Source organism: Ruegeria sp. CG11 (assembly GCF_056537245.1).
Map to the genome: position 1 here is coordinate 218836 of NZ_JBQFRE010000001.1, position 26504 is coordinate 245339.

The window sequence follows — 26504 nt, forward strand, 5'->3', positions numbered from 1 at the left end:
ACTTCGCCTCCTCAGCTTGGACGAGGGCAAAGCGAGTGCAAGGTTCTGAACGGCAAAGGCCGTGTGAAACATTGTCATCTCCCTCTGGGACACCCCGCCCAGGTTAGTAAATACTCGGATGGCAGGTCTCCTGACTTGCGGGTCGAAGCTATCCCGATCCTTCCCAGGCGTTTGCCCAGTGGCCGATCTCGGGTCGCTCACCGCCTACAGTTGCGGGGGCAGTCACGGAATTGGCTTTTTCAGGGCCGCACCGTATTCCCTTTTATCCCAGTCCGCAGAACGCGGTCGGGAACCATCCCGGCCACAAAACACAAATCGAGTTGATTCGACAATAGCGCGCACTAGCGGAAGCAATTGGCCGCTTGCATTACAGCGGATGTTTGAAGGTTCTCTTAACCGTCATCACGCGACATATCGGCGACGTCAGTGTCGCACTAGGCGAAGTTCTGCAGGTACTCATAACCGCTCAACCACGCTTCGGCCAAGCGCGCTGCATCTTGCCCTGCCCGATGCGGTGGCGGCCCTGCACTTTCCAACGTGTGATAGACGAGCGAAATAGCTGCATCCTCGATCAGGCTCATCCGGACATAGCTGTCAAAATCCAGAAGCTGGACTTTGGGAAATGGCATATCCGTTTCCAACAATCGTATGAGCCAACGCCGTTCAAACTCCGGGTTGTCCGTCACTGCAATTCCGGTGTTTTTGGCCTTGAACCACTGTGCGACCTTGTTCGGATCATCGCCTTCCGCTTCCAGATAGGCGCGGCTTAATCCGTGGATTTCGGCACTGACATCCGACCAGCCAGCTGCATCCCAGTCAGGGTGGGGTTTGATAAGACGCGACCCGGTTTTCACTTTGCCTTGGGCCACGCGCGCAATCCCAATCTCGATCGGCCAACTGATCGCACTCAGGGAACTGGCTTCGAAATCGAGGAAATATGCAGGCTGGGTCTGGATCAGATTCTGTGTTCGTTCGGTCAAATCAGTCTATCCAATCTTATTGCGATGGGCTTAACGGGTGGGTGTCACGCACCAATTGTTACTTCGATAGTATTGCGGCATGTTATTGCCATTGCGTTTCAGCGGATAGGCATAGCATGGCTCAATCCCCGGATTTGAAAAGAATTTCCGGGAATTCCCCTTTGCATCCGGTAAGATTCAACCCATCTCGGCGACACATTTTCCAAAGGAGAGACACATGTCGCGCACTATCCTATTAGCTGTAGCCATCGCCGCCATTGGCGCTGGCGCGTATTATTATCTTACTCAACCCGAACCCACGCCCGCCGAGCAATTGCAATCGGCGGCGCAAGATGCCGGCGACGCGGTCAGCGAGGCAGCGCAGAACGCAACCGAGGCGGTCAGCGAGGCTGCAAGCTCGGTCGCGGATCAGGCGACCGAAGGGGCCTCGTCCATCGCGGAACAGGCAAACGATGCCGCCGAACAGGCCGGGCAAACCGCCACGGACCTGGCCAATCAAGCCGGTGAAGAAGTTGCCGCTTTGGCGAACCAAGGCCAGGATTTGCTGAACTCGTGGATCGAGAACGGCACGCTGAGCCTCGAAAATTTCGACTATGACACGATGGTCGCCTCAATTCAGGAAAGCCAACTGGCGCAGGACCTGAAAACGCAGGCCATTCAAATTCTGGACGACATCAAGGCATCACCTGAAACAATCGCGGTGAAGATTCAGGAACTCCGCGACCTGCTGTCGGGACAGTGAAGCTGACGGGTCGCCCGGTTCGGGCGGCCCGCCTTGCGGAAGTGGCGCAGGTTCCATCCACGTCAGGGCGTCGGTCGATTGACGCGCCTCAGTTCATTTGTTTGGCTGTCACCGAGTTGTAAACAAACCCAAATTCATGCGTTGCACAGGGCGGCCCAGAGTTGCCGCCAGTGACGGGGTTTCGTCAACGATACGATCAGTTCATAAAACAAGGAACGACCATGACCGCCCTGCCCCAAACCATGTTCGCAACCATTCTGTCGCACGACGACTATTCCGGCGAAGCCACCGGGCCATATATTGAGAATGCCGGGGATTGGCTGGCCGAGGCCGAGTTGCCGCTTCCCGAACCCGGCCCCGGACAGGTTCTGGTCAAGCTGCGCGCGGCCTCGGTGAACCCATCCGATATCCATTTCATCAAGGGCGAATACGGGCAGCCCCGCGTCAAAGGAGCCCCCGCCGGGTTTGAGGGCTGCGGCGATGTCGTCGCGACCGGTCAGGGCGCCGAGGGGCTGATGGGTCAGCGCGTCGCCTTCATCACCGCCGGTTCCGGCGCCTGGGCCGAATACGTTCTGGCCCCGGCAATGATGTGCATCCCCCTGCGTCCCGAGATTTCCGACGAGGACGGCGCGGCGCAGATCGTGAACCCTCTGACCGCCATGGCGATGATCGATATCGCCAAGGGCGCCGGGGATGCGTTTGTCGTTTCGGCGGCCACCAGCCAGTTGGGCAAGCTGATGTGCGGACTGGGGCGCGATCTTGGGCTGAAACCCATCGCCTTGGTCCGGCGCGGCGAAACTGTCGGCATGTTGAAAGATCATGGCGCGGCAGAGGTTCTGGTGACTACCGATCCGGATGTCGCTCAGAATTTTGCCGAAGTCAGCCGTTCACTGAAACCCCGCGTTTTCCTTGATGCAGTGGCCGATCAACTGTCCGAGCAGGTGTTCTGCGCCATGCCCAATCAGGCGCGTTGGATCTGTTACGGCAAGCTGAGCGCCGAACTGCCGAAACTGACGCAGATGGGCCAGTTGATCTTTATGGGCAAGCAGATCGAGGGCTTCTGGCTGACCAATTGGGTGACCTCCACTCCGCCGCAGGATCAGGCGCGTGTCGTGGCCGAGGTTCAGGCCCGCTTTGCCGATGGCCGCTGGAAAACCGATGTTTCCGAACGGCTTGCGCTGAGGGATTTGGTGCCAAATCTGGCAGAAGCCCTGAAAAAGAGTGACGGAAAGGTGATTATCACGCCATAGTAGAACAAAGCCCCGGGTGACGGAGGACCTCCGGGGCGTTCAAAACGCCGGGCCTACCGGCTGGGAGGGTGAAATTGGACAACGCGCAGCTGCTGATCAGCGGGCTGGCAAATGGCTGTGTCTATGGCCTGATCGCGCTTGGTTTTGTGTTGATCTACAAAGCGACCGAGGCGGTGAATTTCGCGCAGGGCGATTTCATGATGCTGGGCGCTTTTGTCACCATCGGGCTTACCAACACTGAATATATGGGTTTGCCGTTCTGGCTGGCGCTTCCGATCTCGCTGGGGATCATGGGCGCGCTTGGGTATCTGCTTGACCGACTGATCATCCGTCGCCTTTTCGGGGAAAGCCAGACCGCGGTGGTGATCCTGACCATCGCTCTGGGTTTTGTGATCCGTTTTGTGGCCGGGCTGATCTGGGGGCATGAGCCGCAAACTCTGCAGAACCCACTGGCCGGAAAGGAATTCGGGTTTGGGGGCATTGTCCTGGGGGTGGAGGATGTGGCCGTCATCGTCGTCACCGTTTTGCTGACGTGGGGGATGTATGTGTTCTTCAACCGGACAAAACTTGGGTTGGCGATGCAGGGTGCTTCTCAGAACCAACTGGCGGCCTATTACATGGGCATTCCGGTCAAACGCGTTCAGGGATTCATCTGGGCCATGGCCGGTGTGGTCGCCGGTATTGCGGGCGTGTTGTTCGCCGCCAAAGGCGCTGTTGATCCGACAACCGGCCTTTTGGGGATCAAAGCCTTCGCTGCTGCAGTGATCGGCGGGCTTGGCAGCTTACCGGGCGCACTGGCCGGAGGGTTGATCGTCGGCGTCATCGAGCCCTTTGCCAGCCGTTACATCGCTGCCGGTTACAGTCAGATCGCGCCTTACGCGCTGTTACTGGCGGTGCTGATCTTCCGCCCTAACGGGCTGTTCAGTCAGGTCCGGGTCAAGAAGGTTTAGGCCCATGCGGATCGTGTTCAAAACCGACTATCTGCAGGATATCCGCCCCTGGAAAGATCGCTTTCAGCTCAGCCTCCACCTGATCCTTTTGGCCATCGTTGCCGCCGCGCCGTGGTGGCTGGATGATTTCTATTTAGGGGAGCTGACAAACGTCCTGATCTGGGCCATCGCCGGGCTCGGCCTGATGGTACTGACCGGCCATACCGGGCAGGTCAGTCTGGGTCATGCCGCCTTTTTGGCCTTTGGGTGTTACGCCAACGTCATCCTGATTGAGGCGGGCGTGCCGTTTCTGGTCGCCTTCCCTCTGGCCGGGATCCTGACGGGGATCGCCGGGGTGACGGTTGCCATCCCTGCCCTGCGACTGCACGGTATCTATCTGGCGATCTTCACCATGGCGCTGTCGATCCTGATGGATGACGTGATCGTTCTGGCCGAGCCGCTGACGGGCGGCGTGGCGGGCAAATATCTGGGCGGGGTTGAGATTTTCGGTAATGTGGTCGATCGCTGGGCTACGCCCGATCAATTCTTCTGGCTGGTACTGGGTGTCGCTGTTCTGGTGACACTTGGCTATATCAACCTGCTGCGCGCGCCCTTGGGACGCTCTTTCATCGCGGTGCGCGATTCCGAGATTTCGGCGCAGGCGATGGGGATCGATATTGCCCGCACCAAGATGATTTCGTTCGCCCTGTCTTGCGCCGTCACCGGCTGGGCCGGCGCGCTGATGGGCATGTATGCGGGCGCGTTCAACAACGAGACCTTCAGCGTTCTGATCTCGATCCAGTTGCTGATGATGATCGTCATCGGCGGGTTGGGCTCGATCCACGGCGCATTCCTTGGCGCCATCGTGATCGGGTTTCTGCCGCAGTTCCTGTCGATCTCAAAGGAATACGTGGGCGTGCTGTTCGGTGGCAACACGGTCGCCATTCCGGGGTTGGAGTTCGGGATCTTCGGAATGATCCTGATCGCCTTCATCCTGTTCGAACCGATGGGCCTCTACGGCCGCTGGCTGAAAATCCGCACCTGGTTCGAACTGTTCCCCTTTTACCGAAAGGACATGTTCAAGCGCCAGAAATCCTACCTCAAGACGGAACGCCTGCGATGAGCCTGTTGGAGTTCGAAAACGTCACCCTGAAATTCGGCGGCCTGATCGCGGTCAACGATCTGTCCTTTTCGGTCGAACAAGGGGAGGTCTTTGCCATCGTCGGTCCGAACGGTGCGGGCAAGTCCACGGTCTTCAACCTGATATCGCGGTTCTATGATCCCTTTGCCGGGGCGATCCGTTTCGACGGTCATGACCTGCTGCAGGTCAAACCCTCGGGCGTGGCGGCCCATGGCGTGGCGCGCACGTTCCAGAATATCGAGCTGTTCGAGCACGCAACTGTTTTGCAGAACCTTTTGGTCGGACGGCACCGGCATCGCCTCACCAACCTGCTGTCCGAGGTGTTGTTTCTGCCCTCCGCCCGACGGCAAGAGGTCGAAAACCGCGAAAAGGTCGAAGAGATCATCGATTTCCTCGACCTGCAGGCCTATCGCGACAAGATGATTTCGGGCCTGCCTTATGGCGTTCGTAAAGTGGTTGAAGTCGCCCGCGCACTGGCCACCGACCCCAAGCTGTTGATGCTGGACGAACCAGCCTCGGGGCTGTCGGTCGAAGAAACCACGGACATGCGTTGGTGGATCGACGATATCCGGCAGCAGATGGGCATCACGGTGCTGATGGTCGAACATGACATGGGGCTTGTCACGGGCGTATCTGACAGAGTTCTGGCCATGGTCGACGGTGCGAAACTGGCACTTGGTACGCCCGCAGAGGTGCAATCCCACCCCGCCGTGGTGGAGGCCTATCTGGGGAAAGCCTCATGAGCGATCCGATCCTGACCATCCGCAATGTCGAAAGCTTCTACGGCCCCATCATGGCCATTCGCGGCGTGTCGCTGGACGTGCATCGCGGCCAGATCGTCTCGATCTTGGGGGCAAATGGTGCGGGAAAGACGACCCTGATGAAAACCGTCTCGGGCGTGATGGATCCGGAAAAAGGCAAGATCACCTTTGATGGCATCGAAATACAGGGATCCGAACCGCATAAGGTTGTCGAGATGGGCATCGTTCACGTCCCCGAAGGGCGTGAGGTTTTTCCCCTGATGACGGTCGATGAAAACCTCAACCTCGGCGCTTATACATTGGCCGACAAATCCCGGATCGATCACAATCGGGAACTGGTGTTTACCTACTTTCCCATCCTGAAGGAACGGCGCACCCAAGAGGCCGGAACCCTATCGGGTGGTCAGCAACAGATGCTGGCCATTGGCCGCGGTCTGATGGCGAACCCGAAGATCATGCTGCTGGACGAGCCGTCTCTGGGCCTGTCCCCGCTGCTGGTGCAGGAAATCTTTGGCATCCTGAAGCGCCTGAACGACGAGCAAAACATGACCATGATGCTGGTCGAACAGAACGCCAAGGCTGCCCTTGAACTGGCCCAGCACGGCTATGTGATGGAGGTCGGCCGCATCGTCATGGATGGCGCGGCAGATGTGTTGATGCAGTCCGAGGACATCCAGAACTTTTATCTGGGCGTGCGGGAAGACGGCGCGCGGGAAACCCGCCGTTGGAAACGCAAAAAGACGTGGAGGTGAGCGGTTGAATATCAGCACCCTGCCCCCTCAGACCAACATCAACGGCGTCTGGTTCAACGCCACCGCCGGTCAGCGCCCGGTGCATGTGGACGAATGCACCACCATCACGCAGCTGTTTCGGAAACGCTGCACCGCACTGGGGGACCGCACCGCGCATCGCGAAAAGGACCTTGGGATCTGGAAGTCCTATTCATGGTTCGATTATTGGCAGCACGCCAAATGGATCGGGCTGGCCTTGCGCAAGCTAGGCCTGAAACGCGGTGAAGTCGTTTCGATCCTGTCTGAAGACCGTAAGGAATGGGCCTGGTTCGACATGGGCATTCAGGCCGTCGGCGGCATCGTGTCGGGCGTGTACACGACGGATTCAGCAAACCAGTTGAAATACTTGATCAATGATAGCGGCAGCCGGTTTCTGATCGTGGAAAATGAAGAGCAGCTGGACAAATTCCTTGAGGTCGAACCCAGTGTACCAAACCTGCTGAACGTCATCATTCTTGAGGATGAAGGCCTGCACGACCTGACCCATCCCCGCTGCATGATGATTGACGATCTGTATGAGCTGGGCCAACAGGCCGAGACCGAAGACCCGACGCGGTTTGAGGCCGAGCTGGCGCTGACGTCCCCTCAGGACACGGCGCTGCTGATCTACACCTCGGGTACCACCGGAAAGCCCAAGGGGGCTATGCTGAGCCACGAGAACATACTGGCCGCCATCGAAAGCGGCGCGCGCGCCCTGCCCGCCTTTGAAACCGACGAACAGCTGTGTTTCCTGCCGCTCTGCCATATCCTCGAACGCGCGGTTTCGATCTATTTCCCTCTGGCAGCGAAATGCGTGGTGAATTTCGCCGAAAGCCCCGAGACGGTTTTCGCTAACCTGCAAGAGGTCTCTCCCACCACCTTCGTCGCCGTGCCACGTGTATGGGAGAAGATTTATTCTCATGTCCAGATCATGACGCAGGACGCTACCCCGACGGGCCGGGCTGCGTTTCGGATGGCACTGAAGGCCGGGATTGCTCGGGCCGAGTATATATGTGCAGGCCAGCCTGTACCGGCCAGTGTTTCAGCTCGGTTCTGGCTGTGGGATCGTCTGGTGTTGCGCAACCTGCGGCGGATGTTGGGAATGGACAAATTGCGCCGCGGTGGCAGCGGGGCGGCGCCAATCTCGCCCGAATTGTTGCGATGGTATTGGGCCATCGGTGTGCCGCTGGTCGAGGGGTTCGGGATGACCGAAACCTCGGGGTTGGCGACCCTAAACAGCGTTGAGGCCAACAAGATCGGCACCGTTGGTCAGGCCATCGCCAGCAATGATATTCGCATTTCCGACGAAGGTGAAATCCAACTGAAAGGCCTGAACATCTTTCAGGGCTATTGGCGCAACAATGCCAAAACGGCGGAAAGCTTCACTGCTGATGGCTGGCTGAGGACCGGTGATCTGGGCCACATCGATGATGAGGGGTTTGTCACCATCACCGGACGGCTGAAGGACATCATCATCACCGCAGGTGGCAAGAACATCACCCCAGCCGAGATCGAAAGCCGGTTGAAGTTCAGCCCTTATATCTCGGACGCAGTGATCATAGGAGATGCGCGGAAATACCTGACCGCCCTGATCATGATTGATCAGGAAAACGTCGAGAAATACGCGCAGGATCAGAAAATCCCGTTTTCGAACTTCGCCTCGCTCTGCGCGGCACCCGAAGTCAGGGATCAGATTGGGTTCGAAGTCGCCGCGGTTAATGAGGAGTTCGCACGCGTGGAGCAGATCAAGGATTTTCGTCTGATCGACGTGTTGCTGACCGCTGATGACGACGAACTGACCGCGACAATGAAGCTGAAACGCAGCTTTGTGGAACAGAAACACGCGCATCTTATCGAAGACATGTACAAATAAGGGAATTTGAACAGGGAGGAGAAGCTATGAACAAGGAGATCAAAGGCCTGGCCACAGCAGCCGCTTTGACAGTGTCCGCGACCTTGGCCTCGGCGCAGACGCAAGGCGTCACTGATGACGAGGTTGTCATCGGCTCGGTCAACGACCTGAGCGGTATTTTCGCTGCCGTTGGCGTTCCGGCCACAAAGGGTGCGAACGTGGTGTTTGATCGGGTTAACGCGGCAGGTGGCGTGCATGGCCGAACCATCCGCTACGTGGTCGAAGACAACGGCTATCAGATGCCGCGCGCGATGCAGGGCTATAACAAGCTGCTGAACCGCGACAAGGTGTTTGCCATGCTGCAATCGCTGGGCACCCCTATGAACTTGGCCGGGTTCAAGCTGCTGGATCCCAAGGGCATTCCAAACGTTGCCCCACTGACGGCATCAACCCAGATGTTGCAGGAGCCGATTGAGAACAAGTTCACCTCCTTCTCCACCTATTTTGACCAAAGCCGTATCGGCGTGAAATATCTGGCAGACCAATTCGGGTCGCAGAACGTTTGCACCATGTATTTGCCCACAGACTTCGGCGAAGAGATTCTGGAAGGCAGTAAGGCTGGTGCTGAAGAGGCTGGTATCGCCTTCGTCGCAGAGACGACGCACAAGCCGGATGAAACCGACTTTGTTGGCTCACTCAGCAAGCTCAAGGAAGAAGGCTGCGATATCGTCACAATTGCCCTAGGTGTGCGTCAGGCGATCACGGTTGTGGGCACGGCCAAAAAGATGGGCCTGACCGATATGAAGTTCCTGGGCACCGCGGCAAGTTTTCTGACCGTTGTTGCGCAGGTTCCGGGCGGAGTGACGGATGGGTTCTACGCCGCCGCCTCATGGCAGGATCTGTGGGCGCGCGCCGATGACCCTGCCCCCGCCGCGTTTATCGAGGAATACAAGGCCGCAACCGGCGAAGACCCCGTCGGGTTCTCAATGCTGGGTTATTCCGCCGCCGAAATGATGGTCAAAGCGTTGGAGGCCGCGGGCCCCGACTTGACTCATGAAAACTTTATCGCGGCCATGGAAAGTCTGGACTATCAAGACGATCTGGTTGGAAACCGTCTGACCTATGGACCGGACGATCATCAGGGCGCCGATACTGTCTTTGTCAATGTTGTCGAGAACGGGGCTTGGAAATTGGTTTACGAGGAATAGTAAGCGCGCGCTGTGGGCCCATTCCGGTAAAAACGCCCAGCTCAGACAGGATTGCTCGTGTGTTCAAGATGTCTGGGCAGGTTCCAGCTTGCAGCGCCGAATACGCTTCTAAAGAAGGCCCTGCCCGACGATTTATCGGTTCAGAATAGAATGACGGTGGATTGCCCGCCAAACAGGCAAACGACAATAAAGACTGTACCGGTTGAGTTTTCGACAAACGGTTGAACTCAAGACGTTGCGAAGCATACCCTGACGGATACGATAACAATTCAAGAGATTACAAACAGATGACAGACCCTAAATTGCAATCGATGGAGTTGTCGGAACGTGCCCATGAGGCCTGCGATAATCTGGATTTCCCTGAGAACTTTGAGGCGGCAGAACTGTTGTTCAAACAAGCTTTCGAACTGGATCTGTTACAGCCGCTCGATGAGTTGCATGTCAAGCGCGCGAGTGACTATGCATGGGTGCTCACTGAACAATCAAAATTTGATGAAGCAAGAAGCGTACTAAATCGGACCCTGAGCAGAATTTCACGCTCTTCAGATGTTAAAAAACTTATGGTTGTCGAATTGCTGGCAGTGCTCTCTAGCTTGGAAATGCAAGAAGGCAATCTGGAAGAGGCGGAAGCCAATCTGAATGAAGCTGTTACACTCCGGCGCCAGATCGGCACCACGCTTAAGACGGTGGACCAAACCAGAGAGAAAAATCTGGCGGAGGTTAGAGCTCTGTTGGGGCGCCCGAAAGATCTGGAAGCACAACTGCAACGCAAATTAGAATCGTATCGCGCCAATCCCCTGGAAGCACCAGGTGGCTACAACACCGTGCTGGAAGAACTTTCTGCCATATTGATCTCCCAACACAGATACGATGAAGCAAGACAGCTGATCGGAGAGGGACGCGAGCTTCGTATCAAATGTCGGCAATCGATCTTGGCACCAGATCAATGGAACCGAATGGAAGAGACTATTAGGTCTCGAACCAGCCGCAGCTATTAGGCTGAGGAACGTTGCCAACCAAACTCCCCGCAAGGCTTTGCAGCTCTGCGATATTTGAGATCTCCGGGCTGCAAAGCCTTGCTCCCGTCGGACCCTGTGGTGACTTTCCTGCTTTGCAGATCAGATGACATTTCTACTTGGTTGCAACACTCGTCAACGGCTTCTTGGGCATGCGCTTAGTGCGAATGTTGCAGTTTTGTACGGAATCGAACGCCTCAACTTGTTCCGCAACATTGCGGAAGGTCGTTGTTTCACGGTTAACTCCCGCCGATCTTCGGCCGTATTTTCAACTAACCGGTTTTCCGTATCAGATTTCTCAGCTAGCTTAAGTTTACACAATATCAGGTTGTTACATGTATATTCGAGCAATTCTCTTTTCTGCCGCCCTTGTCTTCTCCAACCCAATTCCTGTCATCGCAGACGTAGACTTCGACGGCTTCAAGCAGATACACATAAATCTGCCCAAATCATACAAAAAACTCAAAAAGGTCGAAGGTATCGACGCAAAGTACGTGCACTCGTTTTCGATTTATGGCGGCGAGTGCAAGTCCAAAAAGTACTCAGATAATAGCGGTAAGGGTGATTGCGACTATGGCAGCGTGAGAAGCGAGCTTAGGGAAAAGAAAAATGGAAAATCGTTTACCAGCGCTTTTCCTCAACCCAGCCCAGTCTGGTACGGCTTTGATATTTTGATTCCTCAAAGTTACCCAACGCAGGGACAACAGAAACCAGCGTGGAATATCTTTGCACAATGGAAATCTGAACGCTGCCCACATGCCGCAGTGGGGCACTGGACGCGCCCTGGCCATGGAAACGCCCTGTATCTTGTTACATTCAAGAATGTCGGCGCGTTGGAAGACCACGAATGTGATGGGGTCGCGGTTAAGAAAATCGTTGAAATGCCGACTATTAAAGGTAAATGGACCCGAGTCGAAATGTTTGTGAACTGGAGCGAAGGCGGGAATGGTGTTTTTGACATATATATCAATGGCACCAAAAAACTGAGCCATCGCGGCCCAAACTTAGACCGAAATAATATAAACCATAACGGTAAGAAATCTAACAAAAACTACTTCAGCTTTGGCACATACCTATCCCAAAGCAGAGGGCCCGGCGCAATACGCTCAGGTACTGTGTACTACGCGAATATTCACAGGTCGAAAAAACGGGATGACCTGTTTCGATAGAAAATGATGGTAGAAAGATCGGTTGTTGCGCTGATGTATCGTTGGACTCGCTACAGGAAGCATTGAAGCGCCCTGTTCTTTTCTGCAATGCCTAAAGCGCTGAAAATAAGCTGAAATCACGAAGCCAAGACCTCAGCGCCAGCAGCGTGATGCCAATGATCTGCCTACAAAAAAACGGCCGCAATTTCTTGCGACCGTTTGAAATTCGTAATTCCGCAGCGATTAACGCTTCGAGAACTGGAACGAACGACGCGCTTTGCGCTTACCGTATTTCTTACGTTCCACAACGCGGCTGTCGCGGGTCAGGAAGCCAGCAGCTTTCAGAGCGCCACGCAGCGACGGATCGTACAGCTGCAGCGCTTTCGAGATGCCGTGCTTGACCGCACCAGCCTGACCGGTCAGGCCGCCGCCTTTGACGGTTGCGACAACGTCGAACTCGCCTTCAACACCAGCAACCTGGAACGGCTGGCGCAGGATCAGCTGCAGAACCGGACGAGCGAAGTACTTGTCCTGGTCTTTGCCGTTTACGGTGACCTTGCCGGAACCCGGCTTGATCCAAACGCGGGCAACAGCGTCTTTACGCTTGCCGGTGGCGTAGGAACGGCCCAGCTCGTCACGTACGGGTTCACGCACGATGACTTCTTCGGCCACGGTTTCAACGCCTGCGACGGCGCTCAGCTCTTCGAGAGTATTGATCTGATCAGCCATCGGTCATTAGCTCCGGGTGTTTTTCTTGTTCATGGACTTGACGTCCAGAACTTCGGGGGCCTGGGCTTCGTGCGGGTGCTCGGCACCGGCGTAAACGCGCAGGTTGGTCATTTGCTGACGCGACAAACGGTTGCCCGGCAGCATACGCTTGACCGCTTGGGTCACGACGCGCTCGGGGTGTGCACCCTCGAGGATCTGCTGCTTGGTGCGCGACTTGATGCCGCCCGGGTGGCCAGTGTGCCAGTAGAAGTTCTCTTCGCGCTTCTTGCCGGTCATCTGGATTTTGTCAGCGTTGATCACGATGACGTTGTCGCCCATGTCCATGTTCGGGGTGAACGACGCTTTGTGCTTGCCACGCAGGCGCATGGCGACGATCGAGGCAAGACGGCCCAGAACAACGCCCTCGGCGTCGATCAGGATCCATTTCTTGTCGATGTCTGCAGGTGTTGCAGAAAAGGTTTTCATGGCAGGATAGTCCTGTTTGATGTGAAAGACCGCCCCAAGACAGAGCGGCCCGAATTCGATGGAGCGTATTTAGAGGGGAGTGTTGCGCAGGTCAACAACAGCAATCGCTTTTAAATTGCGTAATTTCAATAAGTTAAAAAATAGGTATTATTTTACCCCATGATTAGACGCTGATTTGCTCGGGTGGATTGTCCAACAGCCTGCGCAACCGTTGCATCGCGTCCTCAAACCGCTCCAGCGACACATGTCCATTCATCGCAATGCGCACCGCATTTGGAGCCCGCCCGTCGCGCAAGGCAAATTCATCGGCGGACCGCAGTTGTATCCCTTCCCGCTCGGCCGCGCGCGTGAAGGAACCGGCACGCCAGCCAGACGGCAGGTTGAGCCAGACAAACGGAACATCCGGCGCCCAATTGAGGTCAAATCCACCCAGCGCGTTCACTGCCACACGAACATAGTCGCCCATCCGAACGCGCACATCCTTGGCGATCTGACGGGTCCGGGGGTCGGACAGCAACAACCGGGTCAGCTCTGCCAAAGGCTGGGCCAAACCGAAATACCCGTACTCCGCAGACCGCCGCAGATCGACGCTCCTTTCACGGGGGGCAATGGCAAACCCCACTCGCAGCGATGGCGTCAGGATTTTCGAGATCGAGGACACATGCCACCCCCGTTCGGGGGCCAAGGCCCGATAGCTGGGTTCGCGCGCGTCGCCCATGCGATAGCAATCGTCCTCGATGATCTGCAGATCATAACGCCGGGCGACCTCAACAACTTCTTTCCTACGTTCCAGCGGCGTGTGTGAGCCGGTCGGGTTCTGAACTTCGGGTGAAACGCAGACAGCCTGGGCCGCAGTTTGACGCAGCACATGTTCCATCGCCGTGGGATCGACCCCCCATTGGTCCATCTTCACGCCGACCACATCGGCACGCATCAGCTCTCCGGCACGGCGGAACCCGGCATAGGACAGGTCCTCAACCAGAACCACAGGTTTCGGTCCGCGCAGAATTGTCTGAAACACCAGGCACAGGCCATTCTGACCCCCATGTGTCAGTACAATGTCATCATGAGTCACCGCACCCAGCGGCAGATCCGACAGCCACTCGACCACCGCCTGCCGCATGGGTTGATAAGCGTCTCGGGTCGGATAGTTCAAAAACAGCCCCGGATCGGCTTGCGAAACTTTCTGCAGACACTCACGGATCAGAGACACCTGCCCCATATCCGCCAATCGCGGGCTGAACAGGCTGACATTGGCGTTGTATTTGTCATCTCTCAGATGCAGTTGCCTGGCCCAAACATCGTCCAGAATGGGTGATTTTGGAGGGGCCACGAATGTACCACGCCCGACCTCCGCTTGTAACAATCCCTCATCGGTCAGAATCGTATAAGCCCGCGCCACAGTTCCTGGAGTGATTTGTAACCGATACGCAAGTTCTCGCACAGGAGGCAGCTTGGTTCCGACTTCCAGTAATTTGTTATCAATAGCTTTTCGGATTGTTTCTGCGACCAAAGTGTACTTCGGCCCCTTGGATTTCGGTAGTGACTCTGGCCAAATTGTATCCATTACAATTCTTCCTTTGATTTTGACACAATCCTGAATGTATCAATCGATCATACCGAACATACATGCTTTGTGTCAATACAATTTGAAAGGATACCCACTATGACACGCGCAATGCACAACCCCGCCCTCATGCTGCTGAACGACAGTCCCCGGCTGCCGCTGATCGCCGCGCTGGCCGTGCGGTTTGCGGCAACTGTCACACAGTGGGAACGCCAACGCCGTAGCCGAGTCAATTTGTCCAATCTGGACGACAGGCTTCTGAAAGATGTCGGCCTGACCAGATTTCAGGCCCGCAATGAATACACCCGCTACTTCTGGCAGGATTAAAAGTTCCCCAGTCCCTTGACGGGACCTCTTCCTGGCCGGGCTCTGCCCGGCCTTTTTTATCCGAATGCCGCGGCAGCGGACCCCTCAGGCGGCAGTGAGTAAGTCATTGTAGCTCGGGCAACGGGTTTGTCGGACCCTTCCGAGAACATCAGAACATCGCCAACCGCCAGATTGCGCCCCAGTTTCAGCAAGCGGCACCGCGCGATCATGTCCGTTCCACCCTCGGGTTTGCGCAGAAAATCCAAGGAACTGTTGGTGGTCACCGCCAGTGACTGACGCCCTTTGCGGGCCAGAATCAACGCATAGACGCACACGTCCGCCAAGCCGAACATCGACGGCCCTGAAACGGTCCCACCGGGGCGCAGATGCCTGTCTTCGACCACCAGCCGCATGACAATCGAGTCTTCGTCCAATTCCTCGACGACAAAATCCCGGTGCACCTGCGGAAAGATCTGCTTCATGTATTCCATCAGATCTTCTCGGCCCATTTCCAACGCCATACTTCCCCTCCTCGATTTGCCGACCTAGAGTTGGCCCGACATCAGATCGGAGGGCAAGATGGCAATTCTGGAACGTAACGACACAGGCGCAATAGCATCCCTAAAAATGAACGCGCCCAAGAGCCTGAATGCCCTGAGCGATGAGATGCTGGCCGCCCTGCAATCCGAGTTTGATGCCCTGCGGGAGGACAGCTCGATTCGCGCCGTGATCCTTTCTGGCGAAGGTAAGGCGTTTTGTGCTGGCCATGACCTGAAGCAGATGACCGCCGGGCGTCAGTCCGAAGATGGTGGCAAGGCCTATTTCCAGGACCTGTTCGCCAGATGCGCGCAGATGATGCTGTCGATCCAAGCCCTGCCCCAGCCCGTCATCGCACAGGTTCACGGAATTGCCACTGCGGCGGGGTGCCAACTGGTCGCCACCTGCGATCTGGCCGTCGCCGCCGAAGGAACCCGGTTTGGTGTCAATGGCGTGAATATCGGCCTGTTCTGCTCGACGCCGATGGTTGCGCTCAGCCGGAACATCCCGCGCAAACGCGCGTTCGAGATGCTGACGACCGGGGATTTCATCTCGGCCGAAAAAGCGGTCGAGCTTGGGTTGGTCAACCGCGTGGTGCCCGAAATGTTGCTGCAACACGAGACGGCAACCCTTGCAGAACAGCTTGCGGACAAGCTGGGATCAGCCGTGAAGATCGGCAAACAGGCCTTCTACAAGCAGTTGGATATGTCGATTGAAGAGGCCTACGCCTATACCGGCGAGGTAATGGCACAGAATATGTTGCACCGGGACACCGAAGAAGGGATATCCGCATTTATCGAAAAAAGACCGCCAAATTGGCATCAATAAGACGATTGTTGCGAACATTTTTAAGGACTGTCCACATTTTTGCACTTTTCAAAAAGGCGACACTGTGGCAAAGCTGGGTCAGAGCGTATGCTCTGGAGACACTTTTGGGTCGCCGTGGGCGGAAGGTCCCTCCAAGCTGGTTTCTCTCACCAGCGTCGACATTCCCGCAGCGGTGACCCCAAAATCCCCCCAATTCATAAACGATGCGCCTTATGTTGCGTTGCGCGGTGCTGTGCCCTATGTGGCAGCGCATGACACAGAAATTGCATATCGTGGGCGGCGGCATGGCCGGGTCCGAGGCCGCGTGGCAGGCGGCGGAAATGGGCGTGGATGTTGTGATCCACGAAATGCGGCCCAAAGTGGGCACCTTTGCGCACCAGACCGGCAACCTGGCCGAGATGGTGTGTTCGAACTCGTTCCGGTCAGACGATGACGAACAAAACGCGGTGGGTCTGCTGCATTGGGAAATGCGCCAGGCCAACGGGCTGATCATGACAACTGCGGACGCACACCGACTGCCCGCCGGTGGCGCGCTGGCCGTGGACCGCGATCCCTTTGCCGAAGCGGTCACCGAAAAACTGCGCGCCCATCCGCGGGTTGAGGTCACCGGCGAAGAGGTTACCTCTCTACCCGACGACGGCCACTGGATCTTTGCCACCGGTCCCCTGACCTCGGCCGCGCTGGGTGAGGCCATTCGGACCGAAACCGGCGCCGAGTCGCTGGCGTTCTTCGACGCCATCGCCCCGATCGTCTACGCCGACAGCATCGACATGAGCAAAGCGTGGATGCAGTCGCGCTATGACAAGGGCGAGACCGAGGAAGAACGTACCGCCTATCTGAACTGTCCGATGGACCGTGATCAGTATGAGGCGTTCATCGATGCCCTACTGTCCGCCGATAAGACCGAGTTCCACGAAGGCGAAACAGCGGGTTACTTCGACGGATGCCTGCCGATTGAGGTGATGTCGGAACGTGGCCGCGAAACCTTGCGTCACGGCCCGATGAAACCGGTTGGTCTGACCAACCCGCATCAGCCGGACGTGAAACCTCATGCGGTGGTGCAGCTGCGCCGAGACAATGCCTTGGGCACTCTGTTCAACATCGTGGGCTTTCAGACCAAGATGAAATACGGCGCACAAACCGAGGTGTTTCGCATGATCCCGGGCCTTGAAAACGCAAGTTTCGCGCGTCTGGGCGGTATTCATCGCAATACGTTCATCAACTCGCCCACACTGCTGGATGCGCAGATGCGGCTGAAATCCAAGCCGAATATCCGTTTCGCCGGGCAGATCACCGGGGTCGAGGGGTATGTAGAAAGCGCAGCCATGGGGCTGCTGGCTGGCCGTCTGGCCGCGGCCGAAATTCTGGGCCATTCGTTGCCCGAAGTGCCGCAAGACAGCGCCATGGGTGCGATGATCCACCACATCACCGGCGGGGCCGAGGCCAAGACCTTCCAACCAATGAACGTCAATTTCGGCCTGTTCCGCCCTGTGGACGGTCTGAAGGGAGGGCGCCGAGGCCGCAAGGATCGTTACAAGGCCTATACGGATCGCGCCAAAGCCGAATGGACAAACTGGCTCGCGCATTGCTGACTGGACGCACCCCGACCTGCGTCCTAACATCAGTGTATGAGCAACAATAAAATAAAAGAAAGCTACGGCTTGGAAACGCCCGAGGCCTCACGGGCGCACTATCAGAAATGGGCTTCTTCTTATGACGCCGAAGTCGGCGCACATGGTTACGCGACACCCGCTCGCGTGGCCGAGGCGCTATGGTCTAAAATGCCTGAACCCCAGACACCTGTTCTGGACTATGGATGTGGCACCGGCCTGTCAGGTGAGGCCTTGCACGCCGCTGGTTTTCAGGTGATTGACGGTATCGATCCGACCCCCAAAATGCTTGAAGGGGCCATGGCAAAGGGTGTCTACCGTAAACTCTCCACTTTTGAGATCACGGACCCGCACCCGTTGGAGGAAGGTGCCTACAAGGCCATCGCCGCCATCGGTGTAATCAGTGTGGGTACAGCGCCGCCCGAGGTATTTGATATTCTAATGCGCGCCCTGCCCCAAAACGGCCTGCTGGCTTTTTCCTTTAACGATCATACGCTTGCGGATAAATCTTACACTGTTCGGCTGAATGATTGGCTGGATATGGGGGCTGCGCGGCTTTTGTTCCGGGAATATGGCCCGCATCTGCCGGGTATGGACTTGAAATCTGACGTATATATTGTTGAAAAAGCGTGATATTTAAGACCCGTTTCGCACCGTCGCCCACTGGCCCTTTGCACTTGGGCCACGCCTTTTCGGCGATGCTGGCCCATGATCTTGCTGCAGTTGAGGACGGTCAGTTCCTGCTGAGGATTGAGGATATCGACCGCTCGCGGTCGCGGTCCCATTGGGAGGATCAAATCTATGACGATCTGCGGTGGCTGGGCCTTCACTGGCCCGACCCCGTGATGCGACAGTCTGATCGCTTGGCCGCCTATGACAAGGCGCTGGATGATCTATGGGCGCGCGGGTTGCTGTACCCCTGCACATGCAACCGCAAGGATATCGCTGCCGCCGCCAGTGCGCCGCAGGAAGGCGCGCCATTGCATGGGCCGGACGGGATCATTTATCCCGGAACGTGCCGAGCGAAATGGCAACCGAGTTCAGCAATTGGTCCACGCCCTAAGGACGTGCCACTGCGGCTGGATATGACCGCTGCTGGCAGGTTGCTTTTGAACGCCACGCAAACCGACACCTCCGTTGGATCGTTTCAGGAAGACGGTGCTGGACCCGATGGCGAGACGGGCACCATCACGTTCACTCTGGATGACCTGACGAAAACCATTGGCGACGTCGTGTTGTCCCGGCGCGATATGGGCACGTCCTACCACCTGTCAGTGGTTTTGGATGACGCCGCGCAAGGCATCACCCATGTCATCCGCGGTCAGGATCTGTTCGAAGCCACACGCATACACGTGGTACTGCAGGGTCTGCTTGGCTTACCGAAACCGCAATATCTCCATCACCGGCTGATCCGGGATGAGGCAGGTAAACGCCTGGCAAAACGCGACGACGCGCGGGCAATCTCGAAATACCGGGCCGACGGGGTCTCAGCTGCGGAAATCCGGGCAATGGTTGGTCTGTGACCGGATCACTCCATCGGTGACATCAGTTCGACTTCGGCCCCATCACGAACGGCAGTGTAGAAGCAGGTGCGGCGGTTCGTATGACACGCGGCACCGGTCTGGCGCACCAGAACCAGCAGACAATCGCGGTCGCAATCAAAGCGGAAATCCACCAATTCCTGCACATGCCCCGAGGTTTCGCCCTTGATCCAGAACGACTGACGAGATCGCGACCAATAGGTCACGCGCCCGGTTTCCAATGTTTTCTCAACGGCTTGGACATTCATCCAGGCCATCATCAACACCTCGCCGGAGCTTTCGTCCTGAGCAATTGCCGGGATCAGACCGGCCTCGTTATATTTTAGTTCGGTCGGGTCAAATGTGACTGTAACGGACATGAGAAAAACCTTTTGCATCCCGGTGGATGCTCACTATGTATGGGGAACAGACAACGAGGGAAAGCCATGTCCGGCGATAACGATCTGATAAAGCTCTATTCCGGCCGCATTCTGGCGCTGGCCGCGGATATTCCGCATCTGGACCGGCTTGAAAATCCCGATGCCACGGTGAAGAAACGCTCGCCCCTGTGCGGGTCGACCGTGACCGTGGATGTGAAGATGCAGGATGGCAAGGTCTCGGATTACGGGCAGGACGTGAAAGCCTGCGCGCTGGGTCAGGCCTCGGCCGCGGTTGTTGGCGGTGCCATTGTCGGCGCAACACGGGCTCAGGTTGAAACCGCGCGTGATCAGCTGTCCGCCATGCTGAAAAAAAACGGACCGGCGCCCGATGCGCCCTTTGACGGGCTCGAAGTGCTGATGCCTGCGCGGGATTACAAGAACCGCCACGCGTCGATCCTGCTGGCGTTAGAGGCCGCATCCGAGGCCATGGAGCAGGCCGAACAGGCCAATTGCGCCTGAACGTGGCTTTCTGCCGCAAACCCGTCTAACCTCGGCCAAAATTTGGGGAGTGACTGGTTTGAACAATCTGCTTGAGCATTTCGTTACCCTTTGGGTCGTTATCGATCCCATTGGCACGATCCCCGTTTTCATCGCTGTCACCGCCACCCTGACCGCCTCGGCCCGTCGTAAAACGGCCCTTCTTGCCGCCCTGGTCAGCGCCGGGGTTCTGCTGTTCTTTCTGGTGTTTGGCCAGTTGCTGATCGAAGCACTGGATATCGGCCTGAACTCGTTTCAGGTCGCGGGCGGGATCATTCTGTTTCTTTTCGCGCTGACGATGATCTTTGGGGAAAGCAAACAGGTCGTCGAACAACACGAGGCCGAGGAAGAGTTGGAAAGGCCGACGCACCGTCCCAACCCGGCGATCTTTCCTCTGGCAGTTCCCTCACTTGCATCCCCAGGGGCGATGCTGGCCATTGTGATCCTGACCGACAACCATCGCTACAGTGCCGCAGATCAGGGCATTACGGCGTTGGTGATGCTGTCGGTCATTCTGATTTCGTTTGTTTTGATGCTGCTGGCCGATCCGATCATCCGACTAATACGCTATTCGGGCGCCGCTATCATCAGCCGTGTGATGGGGATGATCCTGGCCTCGGTCGCAGTGAATTCCGTGTTGTCGGCCATGCTTGAAATCATCAAAACTGGTGAGCTTTAAGAAAAAACCGCCGCGCCTTCCGGGCGGAAAGGGCGGCGGTAGGTTGTGCGTCTCTCGTGTGGGGTCCGGATAGCCGCGCAGGGCCGAGGCAGGCCCTTCAAGGGAAATGGGACAGGCAGGTCCCTTGACTGAAATGGGGATGACAGCACGGTATGATCGGCACGAGATCGCAGGCAGAAAGGGTCAGAACGTTCCGGGCAGGTGAAGGGCCACCATCAGCATGACCACCAGAGACACGGCCCCCACAGCATCCTGCAACAAAGTCGATTGCGAACGGCTAATTGCGGTCTTGATCTGGGTCAGCATGGTCTCACCTCCGGTCGAGATTTAATCCTTTGTTGACCTTTTGTTCTCATATTTCGCCGAGTCGGTAAAGAACTTTTTAAGAACATTTGTGAACTTACGAGAACACAATCCCTAACCCACTGAAATCAAACGGATAGCCTGATCCTGTTTCATCAACCACAAAAGAACGCGTGCCGCCTGCCCTCGGTCCGATTTCAGTTGTGGGTCTGCCGCTAGCAGCGCCCGGGCGTCTGTTTGGGCTGTGGCCATCAATCCGGCCTGCCGTTCAAGGTCCGCGATCCGGAACTTCGGCAGACCGGACTGTGCCGTGCCGATCAGGTCACCAGCGCCACGCATTTGCAGATCAGTTTCCGAGATTCTGAACCCGTCCTCGGTTTCGCGCAGAACCTCAAGCCGTTTCCGCCCACCTTCGCTGAGTGGAGGTTGATACATCAGCAGACAGGTCGAGTCAGCTTCACCGCGCCCAACACGGCCACGGAGCTGGTGCAGTTGCGCCAGCCCGAAAATCTCGGCCCGTTCGATCACCATGATCGAGGCATTGGGAACGTTGACGCCGACCTCGATCACGGTTGTGGCGACCAGAACCTTTGTCTGCCCCTCCTGAAACGCCTTCATCGCGGTATCTTTGTCAGACGGGGGCATCTGACCGTGCACCAACCCGACCGTTCCCTCGCCCAGAATTGCGCGCAGGCGTTTGAACCTTTCCTCAGCCGCCGTCAGGTCCGAAACCTCAGACTCATCGACCAGAGGACAGACCCAATAGCACTGGCGCCCTTCGGCGATGGCGCGGCGCAAATGGGACACGACCTCTTCCATACGTTCGGTGCTGACAATGGCCGTTTTGATCGGCTTCCGACCCGGGGGCTTTTCATCCAGCACCGAGACATCCATATCGCCATACTGCGCCAGCGCCAGGCTGCGCGGGATCGGCGTGGCCGTCATGACCAGAACATCCGCGCCCCGCCCCTTTTCGGACAATTCCATCCTCTGCCGGACGCCAAACCGGTGCTGTTCATCAACGATGGCAAGGCGAAGCGCCCTGAACTCAACGTCGTTTTGGAAAACGGCGTGTGTGCCGACCAGTATGTGAATATCGCCGTTCTTCAATGCCGCCAGTTTGGCGCGTCGCTCGGCTCCCTTGTCGCGGCCTGTGAGGATGTCCAGAACAACGCCGGCGTCCTCGGCCAAGGGCCGCAACCCTTCCTGATGTTGCCGGGCCAAAATCTCGGTCGGAGCCATCATGACACCCTGCCCGCCTGCTTCGACCGCGACAAGCAGCGCCATGAACGCCACCAGAGTTTTTCCCGCGCCCACGTCACCCTGCAGCAACCGGTTCATCCGCGCATCCGAGGCCATGTCGGCCGCTATGTCATCAATCGCCCGCATCTGCGCGCCGGTGGGTTTATACGGAAGGCTGGCCAGAACCTTGGCCTGCAAAGCTCCGGTCCCGACGCTGACAATGCCCCGCGCCTTCCGTTCACGCTGCCGCGCCAGAGCCAACGTCAGTTGATGCGCAAAAAGTTCATCGTAAGCCAGCCGCTCGCGCGTGGGCGCATGAGCAGCAACATCATCCGCCCCTTGCGGATTATGCGCAGCCGCAATTGCAGCCAACCAACCTGACCACCCCTGTTTCGAGACCAGAGCCGGGTCAATCCACTCCTTCAGGTCCGGAGCACGCGCCAGGGCACTGCGCGCGGCCTTGTAGGCTGTTTTCTGCGTGATCCCCTGCGTCAGATGATACACCGGTTCAAAATCAGGAATGTCCTGCGCCTCTTCCACCGGCAGCATGTGATCCGGGTGAACCATCTGCGCCATGCCGTCGAACAGCTCAAGCTTGCCCGAGATTACACGACAAGAACCCTGCGGCAGAACCCGTTTCAAATAGTCGCCGCGCGCATGAAAGAACACCAGTTGGAAATCCGCTTGGCTATCCTCGACATGTATCCTGTACGCGCCGCCCTTGTTGCGCGGCGGCCTGTGTGCGCCAACGGTCACCTCAACCGTCAGTGTAGTCGGTAGATCAGCACCCTGAATGGTGACGCGACGCCTGCGATCGATTACGGCATAAGGCAGGCTGAACAAAATATCACGCGGCGAGTCAGTGCCCGCCTGGGTCAGAACCTGCGCCGTCTTCGGCCCCACGCCATCCAGCGTTTCAAGACCCGCGAACAAAGGGAATAACTGTTCCGGACGTCCGCTCATGCGGTTCCGATCAGCTGCAGCCAGCCATCCTCATCCAGCGTTTCAATCCCCAATTCAGCAGCTTTTTTCGCTTTGGACCCCGCCCCGGGGCCCGCCACTAGAATATCGGTCTTTTTGCTGACCGAGCCCGAGACTTTGGCGCCCAACGCCTCGGCTCGAGCCTTGGCTTCGGCGCGGGTCATCTTTTCCAATGTGCCTGTGAAAACAACAGTCTTTCCTGCGACCGGGCTGCCGGTTGTATCCGGGCGTTTTGCCTCTTGCACGTCCAGTTGCGCAACAAGCGCGTCGATACTGGCGCGTTCAGCTTCTTGCGCAAAGGCGGACACGAGGGCGCGGGCCATGATTTCGCCAACGCCGTCGACGCTCAGCAGATCGTCCCACTCGGGGCCTTCGAAATTGGCCGCGGCCGTTACGGCACTTTCGAAGTCGGACCATGCGCCATAATGGGTGGCGATAAGGTTCGAGGCTGCCTCACCCATGTGCCGGATCCCCAGCGCGAAAAGTAGACGCCCAAAGGGTATGTTGCGTTTTTCGTCAATCGCGGCCCACAAGTTACCGGCACTTTGCGCGCCCCACCCTTTGCGGTTGGCCAGCTTGTTCAGGTTCGCGGCATCGCGCACCTGCAAGGTGAAGATATCGACCGGCGCTCTGACCGGAAGGTCGGGATCGTCATAGAACATCTCGATCTGTTTGGAGCCCAACCCTTCGATGTCGAAAGCCTTGCGTGAGACAAAATGTTTCAGCTTTTCAACGGCCTGCGCCGGGCAGATCACACCTCCGGTACAACGCCGAACGGCATCGCCTTCCTCACGCACAGCGTCGCTGTTGCATTCAGGGCAGGTCGTTGGAAAGTCGAATGGCTCGGCGCCCTCGGGGCGTTTTGAGATGTCTACATCGGCCAGTTTGGGGATCACGTCACCAGCACGATAGACCTGCACCCAGTCGCCAACACGAATGTCCTTGCCGTCGCGGATCGTACCACCTTTGGCATCCCGGCCTGCAATATAGTCCTCGTTGTGCAGTGTAGCGTTTGAGACTACCACGCCGCCCACGGTCACCGGATGTAGCCGGGCAACCGGGCTGAGCGCGCCGGTCCGCCCCACCTGAATGTCGATGGCTTCAAGCCGGGTCCAGGCCAGCTCGGCCGGGAACTTATGAGCGATCGCCCACCGAGGGGTCGTGGACCGGAACCCTAGTCGCCCCTGCAGGGAAAGATCGTTCACCTTGTAAACGACACCGTCAATATCATAGCCCAGCGTAGACCTCTGAGCCTCGATATCCCGATAGTGGTCTAGCATCTGACCAGTCGTTTCGCATAGTCGGGTTAGCGGGTTGGTTGCAAATCCTAAGGCATGCAATCGGTCAATCGCGCCCATCTGTGTATCCGACAATGGCTCGGACAATTCACCCCACGCATAGGCGAAGAACCGCAGCGGCCGTGACCGCGTAACGGCCGAATCCAGCTGCCGCAAAGACCCCGCGGCCGCGTTTCGAGGGTTGGCAAAGGGCTTTTCTCCGGCCTCTTCCTGCCGGGCGTTCAGCTTTTCGAAGTCGTCATGCGACATGTAGACTTCACCACGCACCTCCAGCACTGCTGGCGCATCCGCTATGGCTTGCGGAATGTCCGAAATAGTACGGGCATTCGCAGTGACGTTTTCTCCGACCTCGCCATCACCGCGGGTAGCGGCCTGAATTAGTTTTCCATTTTCATATCGCAATGAAAGCGACAAACCGTCGATCTTGGGTTCGGCGGTGAAGGCCAACGGCTCTGCACCGTCCAACCCAAGGTATTTCCGGATCGAGCGATCAAAGTCCTGGACGTCTTCGTCATCGAAGGCATTACCCAGCGACATCATACGCACGGCGTGGGTGATTTTGGAGAACCCGTCAGCTGGGCGTGCGCCCACCTGATCCGAGGGGCTGTCAGCCCGTTTCAGATGAGGGAATCGTGCTTCGATTTCGGCATTGCGGAGTTTGAGCGCATCGTAGTCGGCATCGGAAATCTCTGGCGCGTCTTCTGCGTGATACAGCGTATTTGCCCGCGCAAGCTGTTCCGCAAGCTGCGCCAATTCTGTCCGCGCGGCGTCCTCTGTGAGGTCAGATACCGGAATCAATTTGCTCATGGCCTCGCCCTGTCACGTATTCTTGGACCTCAGTGATAGGGCGAGGCCATGGCTAGGTCCAGTCGTGCTGTTCAGTGAGTGAGAAAGGTCGCCCCGGACCACAGGCGACCATGTCCAAATCAGGCGCCGACGGCCATCCGCGTTTCGTCGACACTGTTGCTTTGCGGATCGCGCAGGACATAGCCCCTGCCCCAAACGGTTTCGATGTAGTTGTCGCCACCGGTCGCATTGCTGAGTTTTTTGCGCAGTTTGCAGATGAACACATCGATGATCTTCAGCTCGGGCTCGTCCATTCCGCCATAGAGGTGGTTGAGGAACATTTCCTTGGTCAGCGTAGTGCCCTTGCGCAGGCTCAACAGTTCCAGCATCTGGTATTCCTTGCCGGTCAGATGCACGGCCTTGCCTTCCACCTCGACCGTTTTGGCATCCAGGTTCACCGCGACCTGGCCCGTACGAATAATGGATTGCGAATGCCCTTTCGACCGGCGGATGATGGCGTGGATACGGGCCACCAGTTCCTCGCGATGGAACGGTTTGGTCATGTAGTCATCGGCGCCGAAACCGAAACCCTTGATCTTGCTTTCCGTATCATCTGCGCCCGAAAGGATCAGGATCGGCGTTTCCACCCGCGCAATGCGTAGCTGTCGCAGCACTTCGTGCCCGTTCATGTCCGGCAAATTTAAGTCCAGAAGGATCAGATCGTAATCATAGAGCTTCGCCAGATCGATACCTTCCTCGCCGAGGTCCGTTGCATAGACGTTGAGGTTGGCGTGCGTCAGCATTAGTTCGATGCTTTTCGACGTGGTCGGATCATCCTCGACAAGAAGTATACGCATTTACTGCTCCAATTCGGGTCAATTTACCAATTTCAAATTGAGCCTGCTCAAAAATGGTTAATCTGACGTTACCGTTGAATCA

The 26504-nt window shown here is 57.2% G+C and carries 27 protein-coding genes and 1 riboswitch; of the genes, 17 read left to right on the forward strand and 10 right to left on the reverse strand.

Translation table 11 applies throughout. From position 1 onward, the window contains the following. Positions 1-103: 103 nt before the first annotated feature. Positions 104-312, reverse strand: a riboswitch (cobalamin riboswitch). 122 nt (positions 313-434) lie between these two features. Then, positions 435-980: a hypothetical protein gene (locus tag ACR0KW_RS01070; RefSeq protein WP_480803358.1), complete on the reverse strand. Its 546-nt coding sequence runs from the start codon at positions 978-980 to the stop codon at positions 435-437. A gap of 217 nt (positions 981-1197) precedes the next feature. Between ACR0KW_RS01070 and ACR0KW_RS01075 the strand changes: the two genes are divergently transcribed. The 10 genes from ACR0KW_RS01075 (at position 1198) to ACR0KW_RS01120 (ending at position 11818) form a co-directional block, all read left to right on the forward strand. After that, complete coding sequence (locus ACR0KW_RS01075; protein ID WP_480803359.1) at positions 1198-1722, forward strand: hypothetical protein; 525 nt, start codon at positions 1198-1200, stop codon at positions 1720-1722. A gap of 221 nt (positions 1723-1943) precedes the next feature. Next, complete coding sequence (locus ACR0KW_RS01080) at positions 1944-2972, forward strand: alcohol dehydrogenase catalytic domain-containing protein (protein WP_480803360.1); 1029 nt, start codon at positions 1944-1946, stop codon at positions 2970-2972. A 74-nt stretch (positions 2973-3046) separates the two neighbouring features. After that, the gene (locus ACR0KW_RS01085) at positions 3047-3922 is read left to right on the forward strand and encodes a branched-chain amino acid ABC transporter permease (protein WP_480803361.1); all 876 of its coding nucleotides are present in this window, start codon (positions 3047-3049) and stop codon (positions 3920-3922) included. A gap of 4 nt (positions 3923-3926) precedes the next feature. Then, the gene (locus tag ACR0KW_RS01090) at positions 3927-5024 is read left to right on the forward strand and encodes a branched-chain amino acid ABC transporter permease (protein WP_480803362.1); all 1098 of its coding nucleotides are present in this window, start codon (positions 3927-3929) and stop codon (positions 5022-5024) included. Next, the gene (locus ACR0KW_RS01095) at positions 5021-5785 is read left to right on the forward strand and encodes an ABC transporter ATP-binding protein (protein WP_480803363.1); all 765 of its coding nucleotides are present in this window, start codon (positions 5021-5023) and stop codon (positions 5783-5785) included. The genes ACR0KW_RS01090 and ACR0KW_RS01095 overlap by 4 nt, the downstream gene beginning before the upstream one ends. Continuing rightward, positions 5782-6555, forward strand: a complete 774-nt coding sequence (locus ACR0KW_RS01100) for an ABC transporter ATP-binding protein (protein ID WP_480803364.1) — start codon at positions 5782-5784, stop codon at positions 6553-6555. The genes ACR0KW_RS01095 and ACR0KW_RS01100 overlap by 4 nt, the downstream gene beginning before the upstream one ends. Before the next feature lie 4 nt (positions 6556-6559). After that, positions 6560-8446, forward strand: coding sequence for an AMP-dependent synthetase/ligase (locus tag ACR0KW_RS01105; protein ID WP_480803365.1), 1887 nt, complete (start codon positions 6560-6562; stop codon positions 8444-8446). Positions 8447-8472: 26 nt separating this feature from the next. Further along, on the forward strand, positions 8473-9633 hold the full coding sequence (locus tag ACR0KW_RS01110) for an ABC transporter substrate-binding protein (RefSeq protein WP_480803366.1): 1161 nt from the start codon (positions 8473-8475) through the stop codon (positions 9631-9633). 287 nt (positions 9634-9920) lie between these two features. Continuing rightward, complete coding sequence (locus ACR0KW_RS01115; protein ID WP_480803367.1) at positions 9921-10631, forward strand: hypothetical protein; 711 nt, start codon at positions 9921-9923, stop codon at positions 10629-10631. Positions 10632-10984: 353 nt separating this feature from the next. Continuing rightward, the gene (locus ACR0KW_RS01120; protein ID WP_480803368.1) at positions 10985-11818 is read left to right on the forward strand and encodes a heparin lyase I family protein; all 834 of its coding nucleotides are present in this window, start codon (positions 10985-10987) and stop codon (positions 11816-11818) included. Between the two features lie 222 nt (positions 11819-12040). On the opposite strand, the gene rpsI is transcribed toward ACR0KW_RS01120, so the two are convergent. From rpsI to ACR0KW_RS01135, 3 genes are all read right to left on the reverse strand, one after another. Beyond that, positions 12041-12526: a 30S ribosomal protein S9 gene (rpsI, locus tag ACR0KW_RS01125; RefSeq protein WP_039535473.1), complete on the reverse strand. Its 486-nt coding sequence runs from the start codon at positions 12524-12526 to the stop codon at positions 12041-12043. A 6-nt stretch (positions 12527-12532) separates the two neighbouring features. Next, positions 12533-12991 (reverse strand): 50S ribosomal protein L13, encoded by a 459-nt coding sequence (rplM, locus tag ACR0KW_RS01130; protein WP_170324880.1) that lies wholly within the window; start codon positions 12989-12991, stop codon positions 12533-12535. A gap of 163 nt (positions 12992-13154) precedes the next feature. Beyond that, a complete protein-coding gene (locus ACR0KW_RS01135) occupies positions 13155-14558 on the reverse strand; it encodes an aminotransferase-like domain-containing protein (RefSeq protein WP_480803369.1) in 1404 nt (467 codons plus the stop codon). A 99-nt stretch (positions 14559-14657) separates the two neighbouring features. On the opposite strand from ACR0KW_RS01135, the gene ACR0KW_RS01140 reads away from it, so the two are divergent. Then, entirely contained in the window at positions 14658-14885 is a 228-nt protein-coding gene (locus tag ACR0KW_RS01140) for a DUF1127 domain-containing protein (RefSeq protein ID WP_170324878.1), read from the forward strand. 56 nt (positions 14886-14941) lie between these two features. On the opposite strand, the gene ACR0KW_RS01145 is transcribed toward ACR0KW_RS01140, so the two are convergent. Beyond that, positions 14942-15385, reverse strand: a complete 444-nt coding sequence (locus ACR0KW_RS01145; protein WP_480803370.1) for a PaaI family thioesterase — start codon at positions 15383-15385, stop codon at positions 14942-14944. A 58-nt stretch (positions 15386-15443) separates the two neighbouring features. Between ACR0KW_RS01145 and ACR0KW_RS01150 the strand changes: the two genes are divergently transcribed. From ACR0KW_RS01150 to gluQRS, 4 genes are all read left to right on the forward strand, one after another. Next, positions 15444-16229 carry an enoyl-CoA hydratase gene (locus tag ACR0KW_RS01150; RefSeq protein WP_480803371.1) on the forward strand — a complete coding sequence of 262 codons (786 nt, stop codon included), beginning with the start codon at positions 15444-15446 and terminating at the stop codon, positions 16227-16229. 251 nt (positions 16230-16480) lie between these two features. Then, positions 16481-17821, forward strand: a complete 1341-nt coding sequence (gene trmFO, locus ACR0KW_RS01155; RefSeq protein ID WP_480803372.1) for a methylenetetrahydrofolate--tRNA-(uracil(54)-C(5))-methyltransferase (FADH(2)-oxidizing) TrmFO — start codon at positions 16481-16483, stop codon at positions 17819-17821. Between the two features lie 36 nt (positions 17822-17857). After that, entirely contained in the window at positions 17858-18472 is a 615-nt protein-coding gene (locus ACR0KW_RS01160) for a class I SAM-dependent DNA methyltransferase (RefSeq protein WP_480803373.1), read from the forward strand. Further along, the gene (gluQRS, locus tag ACR0KW_RS01165) at positions 18469-19362 is read left to right on the forward strand and encodes a tRNA glutamyl-Q(34) synthetase GluQRS (protein ID WP_480803374.1); all 894 of its coding nucleotides are present in this window, start codon (positions 18469-18471) and stop codon (positions 19360-19362) included. The genes ACR0KW_RS01160 and gluQRS overlap by 4 nt, the downstream gene beginning before the upstream one ends. A gap of 5 nt (positions 19363-19367) precedes the next feature. Here gluQRS and hisI read toward each other — a convergent pair whose 3' ends face one another. Next, the gene (gene hisI / locus ACR0KW_RS01170; protein ID WP_480803375.1) at positions 19368-19757 is read right to left on the reverse strand and encodes a phosphoribosyl-AMP cyclohydrolase; all 390 of its coding nucleotides are present in this window, start codon (positions 19755-19757) and stop codon (positions 19368-19370) included. 48 nt (positions 19758-19805) lie between these two features. Here hisI and ACR0KW_RS01175 point away from each other — a divergent pair, with 48 nt between their 5' ends. Both ACR0KW_RS01175 and ACR0KW_RS01180 read left to right on the forward strand, forming a co-directional pair. Beyond that, complete coding sequence (locus ACR0KW_RS01175; RefSeq protein ID WP_480803376.1) at positions 19806-20258, forward strand: iron-sulfur cluster assembly scaffold protein; 453 nt, start codon at positions 19806-19808, stop codon at positions 20256-20258. A 58-nt stretch (positions 20259-20316) separates the two neighbouring features. Further along, a complete protein-coding gene (locus ACR0KW_RS01180; RefSeq protein WP_480803377.1) occupies positions 20317-20955 on the forward strand; it encodes a MarC family protein in 639 nt (212 codons plus the stop codon). A 183-nt stretch (positions 20956-21138) separates the two neighbouring features. On the opposite strand, the gene ACR0KW_RS01185 is transcribed toward ACR0KW_RS01180, so the two are convergent. The 4 genes from ACR0KW_RS01185 to ctrA form a co-directional block, all read right to left on the reverse strand. Beyond that, positions 21139-21261, reverse strand: coding sequence for a hypothetical protein (locus ACR0KW_RS01185; RefSeq protein ID WP_302478167.1), 123 nt, complete (start codon positions 21259-21261; stop codon positions 21139-21141). A 111-nt stretch (positions 21262-21372) separates the two neighbouring features. Next, positions 21373-23463, reverse strand: coding sequence for an ATP-dependent DNA helicase RecG (recG, locus tag ACR0KW_RS01190; RefSeq protein ID WP_480803378.1), 2091 nt, complete (start codon positions 23461-23463; stop codon positions 21373-21375). Continuing rightward, on the reverse strand, positions 23460-25586 hold the full coding sequence (ligA, locus tag ACR0KW_RS01195) for an NAD-dependent DNA ligase LigA (RefSeq protein WP_480803379.1): 2127 nt from the start codon (positions 25584-25586) through the stop codon (positions 23460-23462). The genes recG and ligA overlap by 4 nt, the downstream gene beginning before the upstream one ends. Before the next feature lie 119 nt (positions 25587-25705). After that, on the reverse strand, positions 25706-26422 hold the full coding sequence (gene ctrA / locus ACR0KW_RS01200; protein WP_170324867.1) for a response regulator transcription factor CtrA: 717 nt from the start codon (positions 26420-26422) through the stop codon (positions 25706-25708). Positions 26423-26504 lie beyond the last annotated feature (82 nt).

Excerpts from the sequence above, each read along its gene's own strand:
- ACR0KW_RS01075 (WP_480803359.1), top strand. The coding sequence starts at position 1,198 with ATGTCGCGCACTATCCTATTAGCTGTAGCCATCGCCGCCATTGGCGCT.
- ACR0KW_RS01080 (WP_480803360.1), top strand. The coding sequence starts at position 1,944 with ATGACCGCCCTGCCCCAAACCATGTTCGCAACCATTCTGTCGCACGAC.
- ACR0KW_RS01090 (WP_480803362.1), top strand. The coding sequence starts at position 3,927 with ATGCGGATCGTGTTCAAAACCGACTATCTGCAGGATATCCGCCCCTGG.
- ACR0KW_RS01095 (WP_480803363.1), top strand. The coding sequence starts at position 5,021 with ATGAGCCTGTTGGAGTTCGAAAACGTCACCCTGAAATTCGGCGGCCTG.
- ACR0KW_RS01100 (WP_480803364.1), top strand. The coding sequence starts at position 5,782 with ATGAGCGATCCGATCCTGACCATCCGCAATGTCGAAAGCTTCTACGGC.
- ACR0KW_RS01110 (WP_480803366.1), top strand. The coding sequence starts at position 8,473 with ATGAACAAGGAGATCAAAGGCCTGGCCACAGCAGCCGCTTTGACAGTG.
- ACR0KW_RS01115 (WP_480803367.1), top strand. The coding sequence starts at position 9,921 with ATGACAGACCCTAAATTGCAATCGATGGAGTTGTCGGAACGTGCCCAT.
- ACR0KW_RS01120 (WP_480803368.1), top strand. The coding sequence starts at position 10,985 with ATGTATATTCGAGCAATTCTCTTTTCTGCCGCCCTTGTCTTCTCCAAC.
- rpsI (WP_039535473.1), bottom strand. The coding sequence starts at position 12,526 with ATGGCTGATCAGATCAATACTCTCGAAGAGCTGAGCGCCGTCGCAGGC.
- rplM (WP_170324880.1), bottom strand. The coding sequence starts at position 12,991 with ATGAAAACCTTTTCTGCAACACCTGCAGACATCGACAAGAAATGGATC.
- ACR0KW_RS01135 (WP_480803369.1), bottom strand. The coding sequence starts at position 14,558 with ATGGATACAATTTGGCCAGAGTCACTACCGAAATCCAAGGGGCCGAAG.
- ACR0KW_RS01140 (WP_170324878.1), top strand. The coding sequence starts at position 14,658 with ATGACACGCGCAATGCACAACCCCGCCCTCATGCTGCTGAACGACAGT.
- ACR0KW_RS01145 (WP_480803370.1), bottom strand. The coding sequence starts at position 15,385 with ATGGCGTTGGAAATGGGCCGAGAAGATCTGATGGAATACATGAAGCAG.
- ACR0KW_RS01150 (WP_480803371.1), top strand. The coding sequence starts at position 15,444 with ATGGCAATTCTGGAACGTAACGACACAGGCGCAATAGCATCCCTAAAA.
- trmFO (WP_480803372.1), top strand. The coding sequence starts at position 16,481 with ATGACACAGAAATTGCATATCGTGGGCGGCGGCATGGCCGGGTCCGAG.
- ACR0KW_RS01160 (WP_480803373.1), top strand. The coding sequence starts at position 17,858 with ATGAGCAACAATAAAATAAAAGAAAGCTACGGCTTGGAAACGCCCGAG.
- hisI (WP_480803375.1), bottom strand. The coding sequence starts at position 19,757 with ATGCAAAAGGTTTTTCTCATGTCCGTTACAGTCACATTTGACCCGACC.
- ACR0KW_RS01175 (WP_480803376.1), top strand. The coding sequence starts at position 19,806 with ATGTCCGGCGATAACGATCTGATAAAGCTCTATTCCGGCCGCATTCTG.
- ACR0KW_RS01185 (WP_302478167.1), bottom strand. The coding sequence starts at position 21,261 with ATGCTGACCCAGATCAAGACCGCAATTAGCCGTTCGCAATCGACTTTG.
- recG (WP_480803378.1), bottom strand. The coding sequence starts at position 23,463 with ATGAGCGGACGTCCGGAACAGTTATTCCCTTTGTTCGCGGGTCTTGAA.
- ligA (WP_480803379.1), bottom strand. The coding sequence starts at position 25,586 with ATGAGCAAATTGATTCCGGTATCTGACCTCACAGAGGACGCCGCGCGG.
- ctrA (WP_170324867.1), bottom strand. The coding sequence starts at position 26,422 with ATGCGTATACTTCTTGTCGAGGATGATCCGACCACGTCGAAAAGCATC.